Annotated in this window: 17 protein-coding genes; all 17 read left to right on the top strand. The window is 40.2% G+C overall.

The annotated features are described in order from the left end of the window. The first annotated feature begins 9 nt into the window (after window positions 1-9). Window positions 10-1,800 carry an L-fucose isomerase gene (locus AA980_RS10140; protein ID WP_024029846.1) on the top strand — a complete coding sequence of 597 codons (1,791 nt, stop codon included), beginning with the start codon at window positions 10-12 and terminating at the stop codon, window positions 1,798-1,800. 190 nt (window positions 1,801-1,990) lie between these two features. Beyond that, complete coding sequence (locus tag AA980_RS10145) at window positions 1,991-4,060, top strand: bifunctional rhamnulose-1-phosphate aldolase/short-chain dehydrogenase (RefSeq protein ID WP_024029845.1); 2,070 nt, start codon at window positions 1,991-1,993, stop codon at window positions 4,058-4,060. 165 nt (window positions 4,061-4,225) lie between these two features. Next, the gene (locus tag AA980_RS10150) at window positions 4,226-4,987 is read left to right on the top strand and encodes a DeoR/GlpR family DNA-binding transcription regulator (RefSeq protein ID WP_024029844.1); all 762 of its coding nucleotides are present in this window, start codon (window positions 4,226-4,228) and stop codon (window positions 4,985-4,987) included. 123 nt (window positions 4,988-5,110) lie between these two features. Further along, window positions 5,111-6,409 (top strand): class II aldolase/adducin family protein, encoded by a 1,299-nt coding sequence (locus AA980_RS10155; protein WP_024029843.1) that lies wholly within the window; start codon window positions 5,111-5,113, stop codon window positions 6,407-6,409. A 131-nt stretch (window positions 6,410-6,540) separates the two neighbouring features. Then, window positions 6,541-7,590 carry an autoinducer 2 ABC transporter substrate-binding protein gene (locus AA980_RS10160; protein WP_024029842.1) on the top strand — a complete coding sequence of 350 codons (1,050 nt, stop codon included), beginning with the start codon at window positions 6,541-6,543 and terminating at the stop codon, window positions 7,588-7,590. Beyond that, on the top strand, window positions 7,580-9,370 hold the full coding sequence (locus tag AA980_RS10165) for a cache domain-containing sensor histidine kinase (protein ID WP_024029841.1): 1,791 nt from the start codon (window positions 7,580-7,582) through the stop codon (window positions 9,368-9,370). The genes AA980_RS10160 and AA980_RS10165 overlap by 11 nt, the downstream gene beginning before the upstream one ends. Before the next feature lie 21 nt (window positions 9,371-9,391). Next, entirely contained in the window at window positions 9,392-11,026 is a 1,635-nt protein-coding gene (locus AA980_RS10170) for a response regulator transcription factor (protein ID WP_024029840.1), read from the top strand. 187 nt (window positions 11,027-11,213) lie between these two features. Beyond that, window positions 11,214-11,906 carry a ribulose-phosphate 3-epimerase gene (rpe, locus tag AA980_RS10175; protein ID WP_024029839.1) on the top strand — a complete coding sequence of 231 codons (693 nt, stop codon included), beginning with the start codon at window positions 11,214-11,216 and terminating at the stop codon, window positions 11,904-11,906. Between the two features lie 2 nt (window positions 11,907-11,908). Next, window positions 11,909-12,859 (top strand): ribokinase, encoded by a 951-nt coding sequence (rbsK, locus tag AA980_RS10180; protein WP_024029838.1) that lies wholly within the window; start codon window positions 11,909-11,911, stop codon window positions 12,857-12,859. Between the two features lie 42 nt (window positions 12,860-12,901). Continuing rightward, complete coding sequence (locus AA980_RS10185; protein WP_024029837.1) at window positions 12,902-14,452, top strand: sugar ABC transporter ATP-binding protein; 1,551 nt, start codon at window positions 12,902-12,904, stop codon at window positions 14,450-14,452. Continuing rightward, window positions 14,449-15,432, top strand: coding sequence for an ABC transporter permease (locus AA980_RS10190; protein WP_024029836.1), 984 nt, complete (start codon window positions 14,449-14,451; stop codon window positions 15,430-15,432). Before AA980_RS10185 ends, AA980_RS10190 begins: the two co-directional genes overlap by 4 nt. A 16-nt stretch (window positions 15,433-15,448) precedes the next feature. Beyond that, the gene (locus tag AA980_RS10195; RefSeq protein WP_024029835.1) at window positions 15,449-16,411 is read left to right on the top strand and encodes an ABC transporter permease; all 963 of its coding nucleotides are present in this window, start codon (window positions 15,449-15,451) and stop codon (window positions 16,409-16,411) included. A 74-nt stretch (window positions 16,412-16,485) separates the two neighbouring features. Beyond that, window positions 16,486-17,520 carry an autoinducer 2 ABC transporter substrate-binding protein gene (locus AA980_RS10200; protein ID WP_024029834.1) on the top strand — a complete coding sequence of 345 codons (1,035 nt, stop codon included), beginning with the start codon at window positions 16,486-16,488 and terminating at the stop codon, window positions 17,518-17,520. Between the two features lie 102 nt (window positions 17,521-17,622). Next, on the top strand, window positions 17,623-18,576 hold the full coding sequence (locus tag AA980_RS10205; RefSeq protein WP_024029833.1) for a sugar phosphate isomerase/epimerase family protein: 954 nt from the start codon (window positions 17,623-17,625) through the stop codon (window positions 18,574-18,576). 27 nt (window positions 18,577-18,603) lie between these two features. Next, the gene (gene araB, locus AA980_RS10210; RefSeq protein WP_024029832.1) at window positions 18,604-20,289 is read left to right on the top strand and encodes a ribulokinase; all 1,686 of its coding nucleotides are present in this window, start codon (window positions 18,604-18,606) and stop codon (window positions 20,287-20,289) included. Then, window positions 20,286-20,981 (top strand): L-ribulose-5-phosphate 4-epimerase, encoded by a 696-nt coding sequence (gene araD / locus AA980_RS10215; RefSeq protein WP_024029831.1) that lies wholly within the window; start codon window positions 20,286-20,288, stop codon window positions 20,979-20,981. Before araB ends, araD begins: the two co-directional genes overlap by 4 nt. 143 nt (window positions 20,982-21,124) lie before the next feature. Then, entirely contained in the window at window positions 21,125-22,564 is a 1,440-nt protein-coding gene (gene rhaB, locus AA980_RS10220) for a rhamnulokinase (RefSeq protein WP_024029830.1), read from the top strand. Window positions 22,565-22,569: the final 5 nt, after the last annotated feature.

Here is a 22,569-nt window from a genome sequence, read left to right on the forward strand (position 1 = left end):
TTATTGAATATGACTACGTTTGAAAACAGATATTATGGGCAATTACCAAAAATCGGTATCAGACCAACGATTGATGGAAGAAGAAATGGTGTTCGTGAATCGTTAGAAGAAACAACTATGAACCTAGCAAAATTAGTTTCTGGATTTCTGTCGGAGAATTTAAAACATTACAATGGAGAACCTGTTGAATGTGTGATCGCTGATACGTGTATTGGTGGTGTAGCCGAAGCGGCCCAAACCGCGGAAAAATTTGCTCGTGAAGGGGTTGGGGTGTCGATTACGGTGACTCCATGTTGGTGCTATGGTTCCGAGACAATGGATATGACTCCTGATATCCCGAAAGCGGTTTGGGGATTTAATGGGACGGAACGGCCTGGAGCGGTTTATCTTGCGGCTGTACTTGCCGCTCATAATCAAAAGGGAATCCCGGCATTTGGCATTTACGGAAAGGATGTTCAAGATGTGGGCGATACAACCATTCCGGAGGATGTAAAAGAAAAGCTCCTGCAATTTGCCAAAGCTGGACTTGTCGTTGCAGCAATGAAAGGGAAATCATACTTATCAATGGGCAGTGTCTCAATGGGAATTGCGGGCAGTATGGTTCAAGAAAGTTTCTTCCAAGACTATCTTGGCATGAGAAATGAATACATCGACAGCTCAGAATTTATTAGAAGAATGGACCGCGAAATTTACGATAAAGAAGAATATGAAAGAGCATTAAGCTGGGTGAAAGAAAATTGTAAGGAAGGTCCAGATAACAATCCGGAGGATATGCAAAGGTCGAGGGAAGAAAAGGATCGTGATTGGGAAATCAGTGTTAAAATGGCGTTAATTGCGAGGGATCTGATGGTCGGCAATCCGAAATTAGCCGAAATCGGTTTTGGGGAAGAAGCCTTAGGTCATAATGCGATTGTGGCAGGATTTCAGGGGCAGCGCCAATGGACGGACCATTTCCCAAATGGCGACTTTATGGAGGCAATCTTAAATTCCTCTTTTGACTGGAATGGCATTCGCTCTCCGTACCTTCTTGCGACAGAAAATGACAGCTTGAACGGTGTTACGATGCTTTTTGGTCACTTATTAACGAATACGGCCCAAGTGTTCGCGGACGTGAGAACCTATTGGAGTCCGGATGCAGTGGAGCGGGTAACAGGTTACAAACCAGAAGGTTTAGCAGAAAATGGATTCATTCATTTGATTAACTCTGGCCCAGCCGCACTTGATGGAACAGGACAACAAACAAGAGACGGGAAACCAGTCATGAAACCATTCTGGGAAATTAGTGAGGAAGAAGCGCAAAAATGTTTGGATGCGACAAGTTGGAGACCATCGTCAACTGGATACTTCCGTGGCGGCGGCTATTCCAGTGACTTCTTAACAAAGGGCACTATGCCTGTCACAATTGCCCGAGTTAATCTTGTTAAAGGGCTTGGTCCAGTTCTTCAAATTGCTGAAGGGTATACAGTAGAACTTCCTGAAGAGGTTCATGATACGCTTGATAAACGTACGGACCCAACTTGGCCGACAACGTGGTTTGTGCCAAACATAACAGGTGAAGGTGTATTTAAAGATGTGTATTCCGTGATGAATAATTGGGGGGCGAACCATTGTGCCATGAGTTACGGCCATATCGGCGGCGAATTGATTACACTTGCTTCCATGCTTCGAATCCCAGTAAATATGCACAATGTCGATGAGAAGGAACTATTTAGACCAAGCGCATGGGGAATGTTCGGTACGAACGATCCAGAAGGCGCGGATTTTAGGGCGTGCCATAATTTCGGCCCTTTATATCGCTAATAGCATATTTGTATTGAAACCCCTGGGTTCCAGGGGTTTTTTATAAAGCCTTTTATAAGAGAATGAGGATTTCATTTAAACCAAAGGTAAATAAACATAAATAAAATATTAAATTGTTTATATTCAAAAATAAACAGAAATACATTATAATGAAACAGAAGATAATAAACATAAGAGCGGAGGATTTTGTATGGTAAACAATAATTGGAATCATGAAAAAGCTTCATCCCTTCCAAAAGGTGTTGAAGAATTAGTATATCGTTCGAATTTAATCGGGTCTGACCGTGCGGTTTGTAATTGGGGCGGGGGCAATACGTCTATGAAGACGATGGAGAAAGATTTCCGCGGTCAGGACATTGAGGTGATGTGGGTGAAGGGAAGTGGTTCTGATTTAGCCACAATGAAATCACATAACTTTACAGGGCTTAAATTAGAAGATATCCGCCCGCTAGTTGAAAGAAATGAAATGTCAGATGAAGAAATGGTGAGCTACCTTTCACATTGTATGATTGACAGCAAGCATCCACGAGCTTCCATTGAAACATTACTTCATGCTTTCTTACCTTATAAGCATGTGGATCACACACATCCTGATGCCATTATTAGCCTTTGCTGTGCAGACAATGGTAAGCAACTTGCTGAGGAAATTTTCGGTAATCGTTTTGTTTGGGTTCCATATATTCGCCCTGGCTTTACCCTATCAAAAATGATTGCAGAAGGGGTAAAGAACAACCCACATGCAGAACTAGTCTTAATGGAGAAACATGGGCTCGTAACATGGGGAGAAACGTCGGAAGAGTCCTATGCAAAGACGATTGAAGTTATTAATGAAGCGGAACAGTTTATTCATACAAGAATCAATGTTGAAACCCTATTTGGCGGGCAAAAATATGAATCTCTCACGAATGAAGAGGCTAATCGTATATTAGCAAAAGTGCTGCCGATTATCCGCGGGGCAGTCAGTGAAGAAAAGAAAATGCTCTTAACATATGACTGCGGTGGGGATGTTTTACAATTTGTGAATAGCCATAAGGCATCCGAGCTTTCACAAGTAGGTGCAGCATGCCCAGACCATCTTGTTCATACAAAACGTGTACCGCTATATATAAATTGGGATCCACAAACAAAGGATGTAGAAGCATTAGTAGCAAGTGTAAAAGAAGGAATTTCCAGCTATAAAGCTGAATACAAGGAATACTTTGAGCGCAACAAACATGAGGGTGACAAAATGTTTGAATCCGCACCTCGTGTGATCCTTATTCCGGGTATCGGGATGGTGAATACAGGTAAGGATGCCGCCAATTCAAGAGTAAGCGGTGCGTTATATCATCGGGCGATTGCAGTTATGAAGGGCGCTACTACTCTAGGAAACTTTGTTTCTTTAAGCGAAAACGAATCTTACAATGTGGAATATTGGCCACTGGAATTATATAAATTAAGTCTAGCTCCGGCTGAAGCTGAATTTTCTCGAAAAGTTGCTTTTATCACGGGTGGTGCAGGCGGAATTGGCAGTGCAACAGCCCGTCGACTTGTATCTGAAGGAGCCCATGTTGTACTGGCCGACTTAAATCTTGAAGGGGCAGAAAAAGTAGCAGCTGAAATTAATGAAACATATGGTGCAGGTCGTGCGATTGCGGTAAAAATGGATGTAACGAAAGAGGAACAGGTTCAAGCTGCCTTTGATCATTCAGCCCTTACATTCGGAGGCATAGACACAATTGTTAACAATGCAGGTCTTGCTACATCAAGTCCAATTGATGAAACCACCCTGCAAGAATGGAATTTAAATATGAACGTTTTAGGAACCGGTTACTTCTTGGTAGCGCGTGAAGCATTCAAGCAAATGAAACAGCAAGGAATGGGTGGTAATATGGTTTTTGTTGGTTCTAAAAACTCCGTTTACGCCGGCAAAAACGCTGCTGCTTATAGCTCTGTTAAGGCGCTTGAAACTCATCTTGCAAGATGTATCGCTTCGGAAGGCGGGGAATATGGAATTCGTGTGAATTCTGTTTTACCAGATGCTGTCCTGCAAGGCTCAGCGATTTGGGGTTCAAGCTGGCGCGAAGAACGTGCAGCGGCATATGGAATTCATCCAGATCAATTAGAAGAGCATTACCGAAAACGGACAACATTGCTGGTCAATATTTACCCTGTGGATATTGCTGAAACGATTGCCTTCTTTGCTTCATCCAAATCAGCTAAAACAACTGGATGTATGGTAACGGTTGATGGTGGCGTTCCTGCTGCATTTACAAGATAAAGCGTTTGGAGGACGTCCGAAATTGTCGGAGTCTTCCAGCTCTTTACGATAAATGCCTTTTTGCCTTTCAAAAATTATGATATATTATTTTTGAATTAAAAAAGCAAATAAACATAAATCAATATGAATCCACAATTGTTTTAGTTAGGGAAGGGTGCAGGATACGTGCTCGTAGCGGAAAGGCAAAGAAAAATAGTTGAATTAGTGAATGAACGGTTAAGCATTCGGGTCTCTGAGCTTAGCAGAATTTTCTCTGTTACTGAAGAGACAATCCGTCGTGACCTAGAAAAGCTGGAAAAAGAACATCTTTTGCAGCGAAGTCACGGTGGTGCCGTCAGTACGGAAAAAGAGGAACAAGAGACTTCCTATGTGGAGCGGGAAATTACAAATGCTGCTGAAAAAAACGCAATTGCAATTGAGGCTATAAATTTAATCAATCAAGGTGACCAAATTATATTGGATGCAAGTACGACAGCGTGGTATGTCGCAAAAGAATTACCTGATATGCCTTTAACCGTTGTGACTAACTCGATAAAGGTAGCGATCGAACTAAGCAAAAAGGAACAAATAAAAGTTATTTCTACTGGTGGGATCTTATTATCCAATTCTCTCTCCTATGTAGGACCACTTGCAGAGCGATCTCTCAGTATGTATCACGTTAATAAAGCGTTTCTCTCTTGTAAAGGTATTCATCTTGAAAATGGTTTAAGTGATTTTAATGAGTCGCAGGCATTATTAAAGTCGAAAATGATGGATATAGCAGATGAAACGATCCTAATGGTTGATTCGAGTAAATTTGGAGTGCGCGCTTTTTCACAAATTTCGCCACTATCTACGATTGACTTAATTATTACTGATTCACAAATTGGAGAGTCGACAACAAAACAACTGGACGAAAAAGGAATAATACTGAAAGTAGTTGATTGATTATACAATTAGCACCATTGCTGCTAAGTCGAATGTCAATAGAACCGCGTACAATTTAATGTAGGCGGTTTTATTTATTTAATAATAAAAAATTATCTGTAAAATGAAAGGGGAATACAAGTTATGAATCGTAATTTCATCCACCCGGCCGATCAGCTTGTTATGATCATGAACCGAATTTATCAAAATGGGATGACGACCATTTCTGGCGGAAATCTCTCCATTAAAGATGAAAATGGTGACCTTTGGATTACTCCTTCAGGCGTGGATAAAGGGGCGTTGAAACGAGCCGATATCATGTGCTTGAAAAAGGATGGCAGCATCGAAGGGATTCATAAACCGTCAGTCGAGCTGCCATTCCATCTGGGGATTTATGAAGTTCGTCCGGATATTAAAGCGATTGTTCACGCTCATCCGCCGGCGCTGGTGTCATTTAGCATGGCTCGAAAAGGGCCAAATTACAAATTAACGCCAAATGCGTATACAAACATAGCGGGCCAATTAGAAATAGCTGCTTATGCTGTTCCGGGCAGTGAAAAACTAAAGGAGAATATTGCGAAAGAATTTGCCAAGGGTGGCGACGCAGTTATTCTTGAAAATCACGGTATAGTTGTGGGGAAAAGCACTATTTTTGATGCCTTTTCGCTTTTTGAAACATTAGAGGATGTTGCTTATCTAGATATTCATGCGCGAACATTGGGTACTCCACAAGAATTGTCCGAAGAAAATTTACAAAAGATTAAAATGTATCGTCCAACCGAATTAAAGGAATTTACTCTTACGAACCATACAAGTGAAGAGAATGCAGCAAGAGCAGCGATGTGTCATTTAATTCAACGTTTATATGCGCGTCAACTTTTTACAAGTACATCGGGCAGTCTCTCTACACGGTTGAGTGATGGGTCGATCTTGATTACTCCAAACAAAAAAGATCGCCACTATATTGAAGCAGATGATTTGGTTCTGTTAAAAAATCACTGTCGTGAACAAAATAAGATCCCGTGTGATTTGTATGAATTGCATCAAAAAATTTATGAAAAGCAACCGGATGTGACATCTATTATCGTGGCAAATCCACGTTATTTAATGGCATTTGCCGTGACCGATGTTGAATATAATACTCATATTATTCCGGAAGCCTATATTGTTCTTCGTGACATTCACAAAGTTCCATTTGGCATTGGTGAAGATCATGACGAAATGATCGCTAGTAAATTAGCAAAAGATAATCCTGTGTTATTAGTGGAAAATGGGTATGCAGTCGTCACGGCTACTAGTTTACTAGGTTCATTTGATATGATAGAAGTAGCAGAATACAGTGCTAAGGCATTAGTATATTCAAAGAATGTGGGAAAAGTTATCAATATTAGTAAAGAAGAAATAACTGAAATTATTGACGGATTTAATTTAGTCTCACATTAATATCTTTCTCCATTTAGGAGATCTATACATTCATAGAGAATGCAGGTTTCTGGAATAGTATGTTTAATGGGGAAACCGTTCCGATCTAATGCTTTTACGCGGCAAATATGCTGGGGGGAAACAGCGTGAGAATGAAATACTTACTTTTTCTATTCATACTGATCATTTTAGCTGGATGCGGAGTAATTGGGAATAAATCATCGAAGTATGAAATTGTTTATAACGGAGAAGTAAATGGAGCAAAGAAGCCAATGGACATTAAGGAACATAGAAAAGATGGACCTTACACGATTGCATTAGTCCCTAAAATCGAGGGAATACCTTACTTTAACGCTGTAAGAGATGGTGCATTAGAAGCGGGAGAAGATCTTGGTATAAATGTCCTGTATAAAGGACCTTCAACAGCCACCTGGGAACAGCAGGAGCAAATAATAGAGGAATTGATTGAGCAGAATGTAGATGTGATCGCGGTTGCAGCCAATGATCCGATAAAATTAGGCACAGTATTGCAAAAAGCAAAAGAAATTGGAATAGAAGTGATCACGTGGGATTCAGATACGAATCCAGAATTCCGAAGCTTCTTTATTAATATGGTGAATCCAGAAATATTAGGGAGACATATTTTGGATACGCTCGCATGGGAAGTCAAAGAACAGGGGAACTATGCGATTATGACCGGTTCGTCCACTGCAGCCAATTTAAATGAGTGGATTAAGTGGATTAAAATCCATAATATGGAGTATTACCCCGATATGAAGCTGGTTGAAATCGTACCAACAAATGAAGATCAAAACAATGCGTATTTGGCTGCGCGAAATCTATTAAAAAAGTACCCGGATTTAAAAGGTATTATTGGTGTCTCTACTCTTAACCCTCCTGCAGCTGCATATGCTGTAAAAGATGCAGGAAGGACCAGTGAAATAAAAGTGGTAGGGGTATCATCACCTCGTTTAATGAAATCTTACTTAAAGGAAGGAGCTGCCCAAACGGCCACACTGTGGAGCCCGCAAAAATTGGGGTATTTAACGGTCAGCTTAGCGAAAAATTTACTGAATGGTGAAAAACCTAAAGACGGCCAAAAGATTCGGAATATTGGATCGATAGAGTTTGATGACGATATGGTTATCATGGGTCAGCCAATTGATTTTACAAAGGAAAATGTAGACCAATATGATTTTTAAACATAACAAGCTGCCCTTTAATAATATTAGATTATCTACCAAACTGATTATCACGTATGTTTTATTAACCTGTATTCCGATGGCCCTATTAGGGTCTGTCATGTATAACCAATATTCCAAATCCATCGAGGTTCAGGTTGGCGAATATATTCCACAATTATTAAGTCAGGCCAATGCAAACATAGAAAACGAGATTAAGAAACTTGAAAACATACCCGAATTAATCTATAGCTCTGGAGAAGTTATGGAAGTGCTGAGGTATAATTATGATCAAAATAAATCGACACTTCTTCAAGGACAGTATATTGTTCAAAGTTATTTGACAAACATTTACCTTAATTCAAATAATCCTGATGTTTTGGGCGCTTTTATACTCTCAAAGAACCGATTATTTGCCAGTACTAGAACTCCTTTTGAAGGATTTGGCTTTAAAGACGGTTCTTTCCCATACAAAAAAGACATTGCTGAAGTTGGAAATATGGAGATCCTTCTTCCAGACCAAATCAATTTAACGTTTAAAAACAAACCACCGTATATTTTACTTGTTAAACAACTGACAGACCTTGATAATCGAAAAAATTTAGGCACCTTATATGTAGCTGTTAATGTTACTTTTTTTGAAAAATATTTGGAAGACCTACTTCGTAAAGAAAATACGACGATGTGGCTTATGGATAAACAAGGGAAGGTCATCTATCACACAAATGATGAGGAAATAGGGAAAAAGGTGGAAGAAATAAATGAATATCCGTTATTGAATGGCAGCTTTAGTGCAACGATTAATGGTAAAAGTACGCTAATTAGTTTAAATGAAGCAAAGGAGCTTCCATGGATTCTAGGTCATAGTATTCCAATAAAAAATTTAACTGAACAGACGGATCATGTACGGAATGTTGCCATCTTTATCTTTATTGTTGTGATTTGTATTACAACAATCATTTCTATTTTTGTAGCCTGGACAGTAACAAGGCCGATTAAACAATTAAGTAGCCTCATGAAGGATGTCGAGATGGGAAATTTCGACGTAGAAGTACCAATTCATTCAAGTGATGAGGTAGGTATGCTTGCACTTAGCTTTCGTACGATGCTGATCAAAATAAGAGAGTTGATCCAAAAAAACTATCTTATTAAACTTCGCCAAAGGAATGCGGAATTATATGCACTCCAGTCACAAATTAATCCGCACTTTATGTACAATACATTGGAAACAATTGGGATGGCTGTGGAGGAAGGGGAACAGGACCAGGCAGTTCGAATGATTACTGTTCTTGGGAGAATGATGAGGTTCTCGATTAGTAATAAAGACAGCCTCGTTTCGATTTCTAGTGAAGTGCAGCATATTCATGACTATTTGAATATCCAAAAGTTCAGGTTTGAAGACCGGTTATCTTTTAGGATTCATGAGGGTGTTGATAGCAGCAAGTACTATACCCCAAAATTTATCTTACAACCTATTATCGAAAATGCAATCAAATATGGATTAGAAAAAAGAAAAGAAATTATGATTGAGATCGAAGTGGTGGAAGAGGAGGGAGCTATTCTTTTTATTATTAGAGACAATGGACCAGGAATTGACGAACAAACGATGGTTACTTTAAGGAAGTCATTGTCATCAGACCCAATGAATAGTAGGGATTCCGGCTTTGGTATGATTAATGTAGATGCCAGGATTGCTATGATATTTGGAGAAAATTATGGATTAGAACTTAAGAGCGAAGTAAATAAAGGAACGGAAGTTGTTCTACGAATTCCTAATACGTTGGAACCTAAAGAACGTTAATATCGTAAGGGGGAGAAAACAGTGAGGCCGATAAGAACGGTAATCGTAGATGACGAGCCAAGAATTAGAAAGGGAATTGAAAGGTTAGTTCAGGCAAATGGGGAAGAGTGGGAAATTATCGGTGTATTTTCGGATGGCCAGGAAGCATATGAAGCGATAATCAATCAATTTAAATCGATTGATCTGTTAATCACGGATGTTCAAATGCCGATTATGGATGGTTTAACATTGATCAAGAAATTAAACCATCAGTTACTTGATTTTTTTAGCATGATTATTAGCGGCTATGATGACTTCAAGTATTTACAAGATGCCATCCGTGAAGGGGCGATTGATTATATTTTAAAACCCATTGATCGGGAGAAATTTCAATTACAATTAAATGAAGCAAAAGAAAGAATTAGGAAGAAACAAACAGAAGAAGTTAGAAGGCGAGACATTGAAGATAGGGCACTGCAGCTCACGTATGCGAAACAAATTCACTTTTTAAGTGAGTTGACATGGAATGATGAGACAGATTTATCGTTATTGGATTGGGCTTCCCAGTTTCCAAAAGGTCATTATAAACTCATGCATATCGATATTGACGAAATGTTAACAAAAATGAAAGGGGTTTCATCACTAGAGTTAAGGGACTGGCATTTAGCAGTTGAAAAGATGATGGGAGAGTTGCTGAATGAAGAATCCAGTCTTCAAGGAGTAAAGCATTGGATCTGGAAAAAAGGCAATTTAAGTTTTTGGCTGTTAATGTTACAGGAACAAGCGGAGAAAGGCCCAGCGATTGAACAATACTTATTAAAGGTAAAAAAGAGGGTTCAGCATACCTTCCCATTTACAGTTTCCATCGCATATGGAAATGAATTTGAAGACCTTTCCCTCTTACCTGCGATGAGAGATAAACTACTTTCATTAATGCAATTTCGACTTATTGAAGGTGGGAACAAAGTCTTTCATCTAAGTACCTTGGATGATCTTTCAAATGAAAAAACGTCAATGATGCCATCCTCTGTATACAAACTTACGGAGCAGATTGTCTATGCACTTCGTGAAAAAAATCAATTGGAAGTAACCAAGCTTTTATCACACTTTTTCCGTGAAATCGAGACATTCCGGTCACCTTTACTGATACAAGAGTCGATTCAATATTTATGTATTCGGATCGTGAAATGGTGGATGGAGAACGACGGATTCGGTGAAGAGATGAATTTGCTCATGAAAGCAATTCAACTAACAAAAAAGGCAGCAAACTTCTATCAATTAAAAGATGGGATAAAAGATTGGGTCACAAGCCTCGTAACCAAGCAGAAGGAAATGGATTCTAGTCAATCTGACCCAATTCAAAAAGCAAAGGAATGGATCCATGATAATCTTGGTAAGAGTATCACGATAAAGAAGTTGGCCAATCATGTGTATTTAAACCCTACTTATTTTTGTGAGTACTTTAAAGCAGAGACGGGCGAAACCGTTTTAAATTATGTGACGATCACCCGATTGAAAAAAGCAAAGGAACTGCTAGAAAAAACCGACTTGAAAATTTATGATGTGTCAGTAGGAGTTGGATATCAAGATACAAAATATTTCAGCCGACTATTTAAACAGTGGACAAATCAATCTCCATCACAATATCGGGAGAAGCACAATCAACTAAATGTATAGTGAATGATTCCAATGAGATTCCAGATGATGTGGAATCTTTTTTTGTCCGTTTAATTCTTAACATTCCGAATATTATCACCCCAATCTGAATATTACCTCCTATGAACATGAACCTATTCCATATATGATTATATTAACAATAGATGAAAGCGCTAACAATCAATGGCGATAGGAAGGTAGTGTAAACATGGCGTTGATAGGTCCTTCACTTATGTGTGCGGATATGGGAAATCTTCAAGAGGCGGTTATTGAACTTGATCGAGCAGGGGTGGACTTTTTCCACCTTGATGTGATGGACGGAAAGTTTGTACCCAATTTTACATTGGGTCCCGATCTTATTAAGCGATTACGAGGGTTTACACAGAAACCGTTCGATGTCCATCTCATGGTCGAAAAGCCGGAAGACTTCTTACATTTATTTATCGAGTCGGGAGCAGATATGATATCTGTTCATACAGAAGCCACGAATCACTTGCAAAGAACATTGCAAACCATTAAAGACAAAGGTCTGAAAGCAGGAGTAGCGATCAACCCTGCAACCCCGCTTCAAAATATTGAGTATGTTCTGGATGTTGTTGATTATATTACCGTCATGACGGTCAATCCAGGTTTCGCGGGGCAACGATTTGTCCCACTCATGAACAAAAAGCTACAACTATTAAACGAGATGATTCACGAACAAGGATACACAATTGACATTCAAGTCGATGGAAATATTGGCTACTCAACGATACCGGATGTCTTAGAAAATGGTGCAAACATGCTGGTTTGTGGGACATCGAGTTTGTTTAAACCGGAACTGAAGCTAGATGAAGCGGTAGCAAAGCTGCGCAGGTTTATTCATGAACTAGAGTTTACCAACGTAAAGGGTGAGGGGTAATTATGGCTGAAATTACTGTTATCGGAAGCATTAACATCGATATCGTTGCTCTCACGGAGCGGTACCCCAGTCATAGTGAAACCCTTTTTGGAAATAGTGTCAAAATGCTATGCGGCGGAAAAGGGGCAAATCAAGCAGTTGCCTGTGCCCGACTCGGAAAATCAGTAGAGATAATTGGAGCCATTGGATTGGATCCATATGGAGAAGTAATTGAGGAAAATTTCATAAATAACCAAGTTGGTACCCATTTTTTAAAACGCGTTGAACAGGAGTCCACAGGGTGTGCAATTATTACTGTGGATGCTTCGGCGGAAAATACAATGTTGGTCGTTAAAGGAGCAAATGACTCGTTAACGGAACAAGATATTCATCATGCTTTTTCGCAAATTGAAAGCAGTAAAGTTTTACTTGTTCAAATGGAAATTCCTGAAGAAACAGTGATTCGCGCGATGATTGAAGCGAAAAACAAAGGGATGTTTATTCTCTTAGACCCGGCACCGGCTGAGGGGGTTACAAAGCAGGCATTAAGATATGCGGATCTCATCACACCGAATCTTCAAGAAACAAAACAGTTAACAGGGATTGAGGTAACTTCCATTGAAACAGCAATTGAAGCAGCCATCTATTTCGATCAATCACTCGGCGTAAAAAATAGTGTGATAAAAATGGCGGAAAAAGGGGCCTTGATTTACGAATGTGGTACGTCCAAATTTATCGAGGCAGTCAAAGTAAAAGCGGTAGATACGGTTGGGGCTGGTGATTCCTATGCGGGGGCATTGGCGTGTGCACTTGCAGATGAAGTAGATCTTGAACAAGCTGCCAGGTTTGCAGCGATTGTGGCGGCAATGAAGGTATCCAAACTGGGAGCACAAACAGGTTTGCCAACCATCGCTGAAGTAAATGAGTATTGCAAGGAGAATAATCTTAACTACTATGGTCTCCGAACATGTTAATCAACATAAGACTTGAAGGAGATAGAATGGAGGGGAACGAAGGTGTCCGACTATTTACTACAAATGACCCAAATTAGTAAAACATTTCCCGGTGTGAAAGCATTAGATGATGTTCGTTTTGAAGTCAAAAAAGGAGAAGTCCATGCTCTAATCGGTGAAAATGGCGCAGGGAAATCGACATTAATCAAAATATTGGCGGGAATGTACGAACCTGACCAAGGGGCTACCTTTCTCTTTGAAGGAAAAGATGCGCAAATTAACAAGCCAATCGATGCGACATTAAAAGGAATTTCGATTATTTATCAAGACTTAAGCTTATTCTCTAATTTATCCGTTGCTGAAAATATTTATATCGGGCGAGATAGCGGCAAAAAGCCATGGAAAAAAGTGAATTGGAATGAAATGGAGAATGTTGCTAAAAAGGCTTTGCAAGAACTTGAATTCGAGATTGATGTTCAAACACCGGTTGAAAAGCTTAGTATTGCACAGCAGCAGCTCATTGAAATTGCTCGTGCACTCGCCTTTGATTCAAAATTAATTGTGATGGATGAACCAACATCATCACTCTCGGCCGGAGAAGTTGAAAAACTATATAGAGTCATCAATAAGTTAAAGCAACGAGGAATTTCGATTATATTCGTCAGCCATAAACTAAAGGAGTTATTTGCAGTTTCCGACCGCTTTACCGTTTTACGCGATGGGAAATATGTTGGTACGTATGATGCAAAAGAGCTTGATGAAGATCAATTAATCACCTTAATGGTCGGTCGGAAAGTGCTTTACGAAAAAAATACGGAAAAAGGTTTGGCCGGACAGACGTTACTGGAACTGAAAGGGTTGACCAAGGCTGGTAACTTCAAAGACATTTCGTTTGAATTAAAAGCCGGAGAGATCGTAGGAATTACTGGACTAGTAGGCTCGGGACGCACAGAGTTGGCACAAGCGATTTTTGGTGTCAATAAACCTGATAGCGGAGAAATGACGTTAAATGGCGAAAGCATTCAGATTAAGTCATCTGAGCATGCAGTTAAAAAAGGGATTGCTTACATCCCTGAAAGTAGAAAAACACAAGGCTTGATTTTAAGGCAGTCGCTTACTAATAATATTTCTCTTCCCATATTGAAGGAATTACGGAATGGATTCGGGCTAATCAAGCGTAAAAAAGAAGTGGATTTAGCCAAGCATTATATCGATACACTCGATGTCAGACCCGCTCATCCGCATCGCGCGGCAGGCGATCTTTCCGGGGGCAATCAACAAAAAGTGGTTATTGGAAAATGGCTGTCGACGAAGCCGCAAATTTTGATCATTGATGAACCGACAAATGGGATTGATATTGGGGCAAAAACGGAAATCCATAAATTGCTTCGAAAGCTAGCTGCAGAGGGACTGGGGATTATCGTCATTTCATCGGAATTGCCTGAGGTGCTTGCTGTCAGTGATCGTATTTTAGTTATGCGCCATGGGAAGATTGCCGGTGAATTGGATATTGCAGAAGCAACGCAAGAAAATATTATGAATTACGCATTGCTTGGCTCCAAAGCCTCCACTTTAAAAAAGAATGTGCAGGCGAGTAAGGAGGTTTCCGTATGAAATCAATATTAAAGTCAAAAGAAATGAGTATTGCCGCGATTGTGATAGCACTCTGTATTACCTTAACATTTGTCAGCCCTGTTTTTCTTACGGCGGATAACTTGCTCGATGTGTTGAAAGCAAATTCAGTCATTGGAATATTAGCAGTTGGAATGACGTTAGTGATTATTACGGGCGGGATTGACGTGTCGGTTGCAGCTGTCACAAGCGCTGTCTGTGTGATTATCGGTAAACTGATGCAGGTCATGCCGGACCACTTTTCATCTTTGCTTTTATTATTCTTAATTGCTCCTTTATTAGGGATCCTTCTTGGGGCCATTAATGGCGTGCTTGTGGCAAAGATTCGAATTCCGGCCATCGTTGTCACACTAGGGATGATGAGCATTATCAATGGGTTAGTACTCTATATTACGAATGGTGTCTATTTAAATAGCACGAATTTCCCGAAAGTATTTATTCAGTTTGCTAATATTAAAGTTTTTGGGGTATCAGTTATTATTCTCATCTTCATGGCTGTGGCTTTGTTCACATGGTACATCTTAAAATACACCTTAATCGGTCGAGAAGTATTAGCAATTGGCGGAAATAAAGAATCTGCCTTACGAGTAGGAATTAACTTTGATAAAGTGCAAGTTTTTGTGTTTTCCTATATGGGACTTTTAGCAGGAATTGCGGCAATTGCCCAAACGGCATATACAAAATCAGTCGATCCGAATGGAATGCTCGGCCTCGAGCTTTTAGTTATTGCTGGTGTTGTCCTTGGCGGCGCGAATATTATGGGTGGTCGTGGAACAATCATGGGAACAGTTCTAGGGGTGTTATTGTTAGGGATTGTTCAAAATGGTCTCATTTTAGCGAAAATCGATACATTTTGGCAAAAAGTATTCACAGGTTGCATTATTTTATTAGCAGTATCGTATGACCATATTCAATACAAACGCTCACAAGAGAAATTGGCCAAGATTGAAGTAGAAGCGTAAATAAAGAGGTGAAAAAATGAAGGCGGTCTCATTTTCCAAAGAAAGTATTCTAGGGTTGATTGCGCTAATTGTATTTATTCTCATGAGTCTTTTTATCCCCGGTTTTTTTGAACAGAATAATTTAAACAATATGATGTTCCAGCTGCCGGAGTTTGGTTTGCTTGCCCTTGCGATGATGATTGTGATTGTCACTGGCGGGATTGATCTGTCAATCACATACATTGCGGCCATGTCCGGTGTAGCTATTGCATTAATGCAAAGTCACGGGTATCCGATGCTTACAGCCATTATTGTTGGGATAATCGTTGGGCTGGCATGCGGATTAATCAATGGAACGATCATTTCAAAGATTGGTGTTTCACCGATCCTTGTCACTTTAGGAACAATGGTCTTGTTTGAGGGGGTTATCCTTAGTATTACAAAAGGAAGTTCAATTTCCGGGTTTTCTGAATCGTATAGTTTGATAGGAAATGGTTATTATATGGGCATTGTCCCCCTTTCTATCATTATCTTTATTTTCTTTGCGATCCTGACAGGAGTGCTTTTAGCAAAAACAAAATGGGGTCGAAGCGTATATATGATTGGCAGTAACCCGGTGGCAACCCTTTTTTCTGGAGTAAATAACAGTAGAGTATTAATGAGGGTTTACCTATATGCGGCTATGCTTGCAGCCATTGCTTCCATCATCATGACTTCTCGTTATAATTCCGCGAAAGTCGATTTAGGATCCTCCTATCTATTACAAAGTGTTTCCGCAGCTGTATTAGGCGGAACTGAGATTCAAGGTGGTTATGGGAAAGTCATTGGCACAATCTATGCGGTCATTATTTTTCAAATGCTTTCGAGCGGATTGAACTTAATGGGTGTTTCGCGTCCAATCGTCAATGTGATGATGGGGGTTATTCTCATCACTGTTTTAGTACTGAATTTTGTCAAAGGCAAAATTGAAGAGAAGAACCAAAAAACAGCAGCAGCTTAATCAATCATCCGTATATTATCTGGTTTTCAGATAAATATAAATATTTTTTAATTATCACTTAAGGGGGAAAAGTTATGAAGAAATTTCTTGGTTTACTTGCATCAGTAGTACTCGTAATCAGTATGTTAGCTGGATGCGTATCACAGGAGAGCGCAACTGGGGGCAGTAAAGGGAAAAAAGAGGGAAGCGGAAATGACAAAATTAAAATTGCCGTTGTTCCGAAATTAATTGGTATCCCTTACTTTAACGCTTCTGAAAAGGGAGTAATTGAAGCTGGAAAAGAGTTAGGTGTCGATGTTATTTATACGGGTCCAACAGAAGCGGATGCGGCACAACAAGTAAAAGTAATTGAAGACCTCATTAGTCAGAATGTGGATGTCATTGCTGTAGCGCCAAATGATGCAGCATCATTAACACCTGTGCTTAAAAAAGCAAAAGATAAAGGAATTATCGTTATGGACTGGGACACGCCAGCAGATCAATCACTAGTAGAACTATCTGTTCACCAAATTGATGATGAGGCGTATGGCCGCCATATTGCAAAAAGCTTAATTGAAAAAATGGGGGCTGAAGAAGGGGAAATTGCCATTTTAACAGGCGGACTTTCTGCTGCGAACTTAAATACATGGATTGATGCGGCTAAGAAAGAGCTTGCTGAAAAATACCCTGGAATCAAATTAGTAACAGATAAAATTGCAACCGATGAGAAACAACAAGTAGCATACCAAAAAACATTGGATCTAGTAAAATCTTATCCAAATCTAAAGGGAATTATGGCTTTTTCAACTCCAGCACCACTAGGAGCAGCCCAAGCGATTCAAGAAAAGGGCTTGCAGGATAAAATTGCTGTTGTAGGAACTGCCCTGCCAACAGACTCAGCTCCATATTTAGAAGATGGTTCTTTAGACGTAGCCATTTTGTGGGAACCAGATAAACTAGGATTTTTGACCGTCGCACTTGCAAAAGCTTTGGCTGAAGGCAAAAAACCAGAGAATGGACAAGACATTGCGAAGGTTGGAAAAATTGAGCTATGGGAAGACGGAAAAACCGTTATCATGGGTCCTCCAACTGACTTCACAAAAGAAAATGCGAAAGACTTCAATTTCTAACGGATAACGAATTTTTCCCCCTTAATTGAATCATACTCAGTCGAGGGGGATTTTTCTTTATAAGAAGTAATGTTTCGTAAAAAAAGGGAGTGAATGACTACCATGTACGAACAGAATTATATAATTAAGAATCATAAAATTAAAGAAGCTTTTTACCAATTAAAAAGGGAGCAGCCGGAACGATTTAAAAGAAAATTGAATTTATCATGGAGTAACTGGGGATTCGGACTGGAACCATTGGAGAACTCGGTTAAACGATTAAAAGAGAATGGAATCAACTTTATTGAGCTTCACGGGAATCATTATGGACCTGACCTTGGATATCGAGTAGAGGAAACGTTAGAAATCCTTAAGAAATACGAAATGAAAGTATCTGGCGTTTGTGGAATGTTTTCAGCTGAGAATGATCTTTCTAGCAATATTCCAAGTAAAAGACAGGCTGCGATTGATTATATTAAGAGAGAGCTTGAATTTACTAGTAAAGTAGGCGGCCAATATTTATTAGTCGTCCCAGGTGCTGTTGGCAGACCACATGCATATGACGATACGGAATTTGAAAGAAGTGTTGAAACGCTCAAAATTGTTGCTGATCACTTTGAAAACTATAACGTTCACGGGGCGATTGAGCCAATTCGTTCGGCGGAAGTAAGTTTCATTCATACAATAGCTGATGCGAAAAAATATATTGAAGCAGTCGGGCATCCTGGAATTCAACATATTAACGGGGATGTTTATCATATGCAATCAGAAGAACTGCATATAGGTGAAGCGATCATTCATGCCGGGAATCAGCTTGTTAATCTTCATATGGCTGATAGTAACCGGAGAGCACTTGGTCATGGTGTGATGGATTTAGATACGATTATTATGGCACTGTATTTAATTGGATACAATCAGGATGGTCGATTTGTAACCCCTGAGCCGCTAGGGCCAGGTGGAGATCCGTATCCAGCAATGAACTCACTGCCTGATACAAAGGAACTTGATGAACTTGTTTCACAGACAGCTTCGTATTTCAGAGAGCGGGAAACTCGTCTGTTAGAAAGAGACGAGTAAAAATATGGTTAATAGAAGGTGAGAAAATTGACGAAATATACGATTGGTCTTGATTATGGAAGTCAATCCGGCCGTGCTGTGCTTGTTGAGGTTCATTCCGGGAAAGAAGTGGCAACGGCGGTAAAAGCATATACTCACGGGGTCATGGACGAGTTTTTGCCTGATGGAAAAACAAAACTAGAACACGACTGGGCTTTACAACACCCGAACGACTATTTGGAAGTTTTGCAGATTACGATTCCACAAGTTTTAGAGGAATCCGGTGTGTCGGCGGATGATGTGATCGGTGTAGGCATTGACTTTACTGCTTGTACAGTTCTTCCAATCAAAGAGGATGGAACTCCGCTTTGTTTGATGGATGAATTTGTCCATCATCCGCATAGTTATGTAAAGCTCTGGAAACATCATGCAGCACAGGATGAGGCAAACAGACTGAATGAAATTGCTGAGGAACGCGGAGAAGAATTTCTTAAGCGTTACGGGGGGAAGATTTCCTCTGAATGGATGATTCCGAAAGTGTGGCAAATTTTAAATGAAGCACCTGAGATTTATCAGGCTGCAGATCAAATCATTGAAGCGGCCGACTGGGTGACCTCCCAACTCACAGGCAAGATTGTTAGAAATAGCTGTACAGCGGGATATAAGGCAATTTGGCATAAAAAAGAAGGATATCCTTCGAAGGAATTTTTCAAAGCACTTGACCCAAGGCTGGAAAATGTCGTAGAAGAGAAATTATCAAAAGAAATTATTTCGATTGGTTCTAACGCAGGGGAAATCTCTGAAAATGGCGCCAAGCTGACGGGGTTGAAGCCAGGCACAGCTGTTGCAGTAGGAAATGTCGATGCGCACGTATCGATTCCGGCAGTTGGTATTACAGAACCTGGTAAATTACTGATGATCATGGGAACCTCCACCTGTCACATTTTACTCGGGGAAGAAGAAAAGATTGTTCCGGGTATGTGCGGAGTTGTAGAAGATGGCGTGATTCCGGGCTATATGGGTTACGAGGCAGGACAATCGTGTGTAGGTGACCATTTTGAGTGGTTTACGGAAAACTGTGTATCGGCAAGCTACTATGAAGAAGCAAGGGAAAAAGGTATGAACATTCACGCCCTTCTTACGGAAAAAGCATCCAAGCTACAGGTGGGTGAGAGTGGTCTCTTAGCACTTGATTGGTGGAATGGAAACCGATCGACACTAGTGGATGCTGACTTAACGGGGCTTCTGCTTGGTGCAACGCTGTCAACGAAACCGGAAGAAATTTATCGGGCCTTGATTGAAGCAACGGCATATGGAACGAGGACAATTGTCGAAGCGTTCCGGGAAAATGGTGTTCCCGTCAATGAGGTGTATGCTTGTGGCGGTATTGCAGAGAAAAATGCGCTCATGATGCAAATTTATGCGGATGTATTGAATATGGAAATCAAAATTTCCGCCTCATCCCAAACACCAGCCCTTGGATCTGCCATGTTTGGTGCAGTCGCAGCGGGAAAAGAACGTGGCGGCTATGACAGCATTACAGAGGCTGCTAAAGTTATGAGCTGGCTGAAAGATGAGACGTATGTACCGACTTTAAAAAATGCAAAAATATATGAACAACTATATACAGAATACGAAAAGCTGTATAACTATTTTGGTCGTGGCCAGAACAATGTCATGAAAACACTGAAGCATATTAAGAAAAACTCTCAGAACAGGGAGGAAGACCTATGATTGAGAGGCTGAAACAAGAAGTATTAGAAGCGAATTTAAAGCTGCCGGAACATGGACTGGTGACTTTTACCTGGGGCAACGTAAGTGGGATTGACCGAGAAAAAGGACTCGTTGTGATTAAACCTAGCGGTGTCGCTTATGATGAACTGAAAATCGAAGATCTTGTCGTTGTCGATTTGGATGGGAATATCGTGGAAGGGGAATTGCGTCCATCTTCTGATACGGTAACACATCTTGTCCTCTACAAAGCATTTAAAGACATTGGCGGTGTCGTTCATACTCATTCATCATGGGCAACTTCTTGGTCACAGGCTGGCAGGCCGATACCGGCGCTTGGAACCACCCATGCAGATTATTATTATGGCGAAATTCCGGTTACACGTCAATTGACCAATCATGAGATTGAAGATGCCTATGAACTAGAGACAGGCAATGTCATTATTGAGACTTTTCAAAAACTGGACCTTGATCCCAAGGCGGTGCCGGGTGTGCTTGTTGCTGGACATGCTCCTTTTTGTTGGGGGAAAAATGCGAGTGAGGCTGTCCATAATGCGGTCGTTCTTGATGAAGTGGCAAAAATGGCCTATCATACTGTTCAATTGAATCCCCAGGTGAGCGCAATGGATCAGTTTCTTTTAGACAAGCACTATTTTAGAAAGCATGGACCTATGGCATATTACGGACAGAAATAATAGCTGAATATTCTTTTATAAAAAAAGTAATTGGTTTTTATCTATGAAATCAATTGCTTTTTTAAAAGGTAGTGATTTCTTGCAAACGACGGAGATTCAGCATCAGTTGAATTTTTGCTCCACTTTTAAAAGGGGGGATCGAATTGTTACATATCGCGGTTGACATCGGGGCATCGAGCGGCAGATTAGTTGCCGGAGAACGTAAAGAAAACAAACTAGAAATTAAAGAAATTCATAGATTCGCTAATGGTTTTATGGAAAGAGAAGGAACTTCATATTGGGATATTGATCATTTATTAATGGAAATTGTCAAAGGCCTTGCAACTGTAAAGAAACTCGGATATGAAACATGTACAGTTGGTATTGATACATGGGCAGTTGATTATGTCCTGATCGATGAAAAAGGTAACCGTTTACAAGAGGCAGTCTCCTATCGTGATAAGCGAACAGAAAAAACAATTGAAAAACTGACAAAGAAGATCTCTAAGGGATTCATCTATGAAAAAACAGGCATTCAGTTTTTACCATTCAATACAATTTATCAACTGTTTGAAGAAGCTCCCGAGCTGATTCGAAAAACGGATAAGATTTTAATGGTGCCGGACTATTTAGGTTTTCGGCTTACGGGAAATGCAGTGCTTGAAGTAACAAATGCTTCGACAATGCAACTTCTTAATGTAAAGAAACGCGATTTTGATGACGACCTTCTCGAGCTGATTTCAGTAAAAAAAGAGCAGTTTCCTTATTTTTCTGAACCGGGACAGGAATTGGGCAGGCTTAAAAAGGAATGGTTTCCTTCCTATGATCTGCCAGATTGCAAAATTGTCACGGTTGCTTCTCATGATACAGCATCGGCGGTTGCGGGAACCCCTGGAATCGGAGAGGGCTGGGCATACTTAAGCAGCGGCACATGGTCTTTGCTTGGCATTGAAACGAGCGAGCCGGTAATCACCGACTTGTCGCTTGAAAATAATTACACAAATGAATGGGGAACTTTTCAGTCCTTCCGCTTTTTGAAAAATATTATCGGCATGTGGATTATTCAAGAAGTTCGCAAAAGTTTACCGCAGGACTATAATTATTCGCAATTTGTGGAAGAAGCGAAAAAAGTGGAACGATTCCAGCGGTTTATCAACTTTAACGATGACCGGTTTATCAATCCGATAGATATGGCTGTGGAAATTCAAGCTTATTGCCGGGAAACAAATCAACCGATTCCCGAAACAGCAGGTGAGCTCGCAGGTTGTATTTATGACAATCTTGCCATTATTTACACAATGGTTATCAAAGAGCTTGAAGAAATTACGGGGCAATCGATTGATTGTCTGCATATCGTTGGAGGCGGCGCACAAAACGAGCTTTTAAATCAATTAACTGCCGATGTTAGCGGAAAAACAGTTTATGCCGGACCATCGGAAGCGACGGCGATTGGCAATTTACTGCTTCAGATGATTGCTGCAGGTGAGTTGGCTGACTTACATGAAGGTCGGCAGTTAATCCGGAAATCATTTGATATTAAAGAATTTATACCAGCAGCTGTTCAGACAGAAACACTCATCAATCGATTTAATCAGTATGGTTGAATACG

The organism is Neobacillus vireti, from assembly GCF_001026695.1.
GTDB classification, from domain to species: domain Bacteria; phylum Bacillota; class Bacilli; order Bacillales; family Cytobacillaceae; genus Neobacillus; species Neobacillus vireti.

Bases quoted from the DNA above. Each gene is read 5' to 3' on its own strand.
- AA980_RS10155 (WP_024029843.1), top strand. From the start codon at position 5,111: ATGAATCGTAATTTCATCCACCCGGCCGATCAGCTTGTTATGATCATG.
- AA980_RS10145 (WP_024029845.1), top strand. From the start codon at position 1,991: ATGGTAAACAATAATTGGAATCATGAAAAAGCTTCATCCCTTCCAAAA.
- AA980_RS10195 (WP_024029835.1), top strand. From the start codon at position 15,449: ATGAAGGCGGTCTCATTTTCCAAAGAAAGTATTCTAGGGTTGATTGCG.
- rpe (WP_024029839.1), top strand. From the start codon at position 11,214: ATGGCGTTGATAGGTCCTTCACTTATGTGTGCGGATATGGGAAATCTT.
- rbsK (WP_024029838.1), top strand. From the start codon at position 11,909: ATGGCTGAAATTACTGTTATCGGAAGCATTAACATCGATATCGTTGCT.
- AA980_RS10205 (WP_024029833.1), top strand. From the start codon at position 17,623: ATGTACGAACAGAATTATATAATTAAGAATCATAAAATTAAAGAAGCT.
- AA980_RS10165 (WP_024029841.1), top strand. From the start codon at position 7,580: ATGATTTTTAAACATAACAAGCTGCCCTTTAATAATATTAGATTATCT.
- AA980_RS10140 (WP_024029846.1), top strand. From the start codon at position 10: ATGACTACGTTTGAAAACAGATATTATGGGCAATTACCAAAAATCGGT.
- AA980_RS10160 (WP_024029842.1), top strand. From the start codon at position 6,541: ATGAAATACTTACTTTTTCTATTCATACTGATCATTTTAGCTGGATGC.
- AA980_RS10200 (WP_024029834.1), top strand. From the start codon at position 16,486: ATGAAGAAATTTCTTGGTTTACTTGCATCAGTAGTACTCGTAATCAGT.
- AA980_RS10190 (WP_024029836.1), top strand. From the start codon at position 14,449: ATGAAATCAATATTAAAGTCAAAAGAAATGAGTATTGCCGCGATTGTG.
- araD (WP_024029831.1), top strand. From the start codon at position 20,286: ATGATTGAGAGGCTGAAACAAGAAGTATTAGAAGCGAATTTAAAGCTG.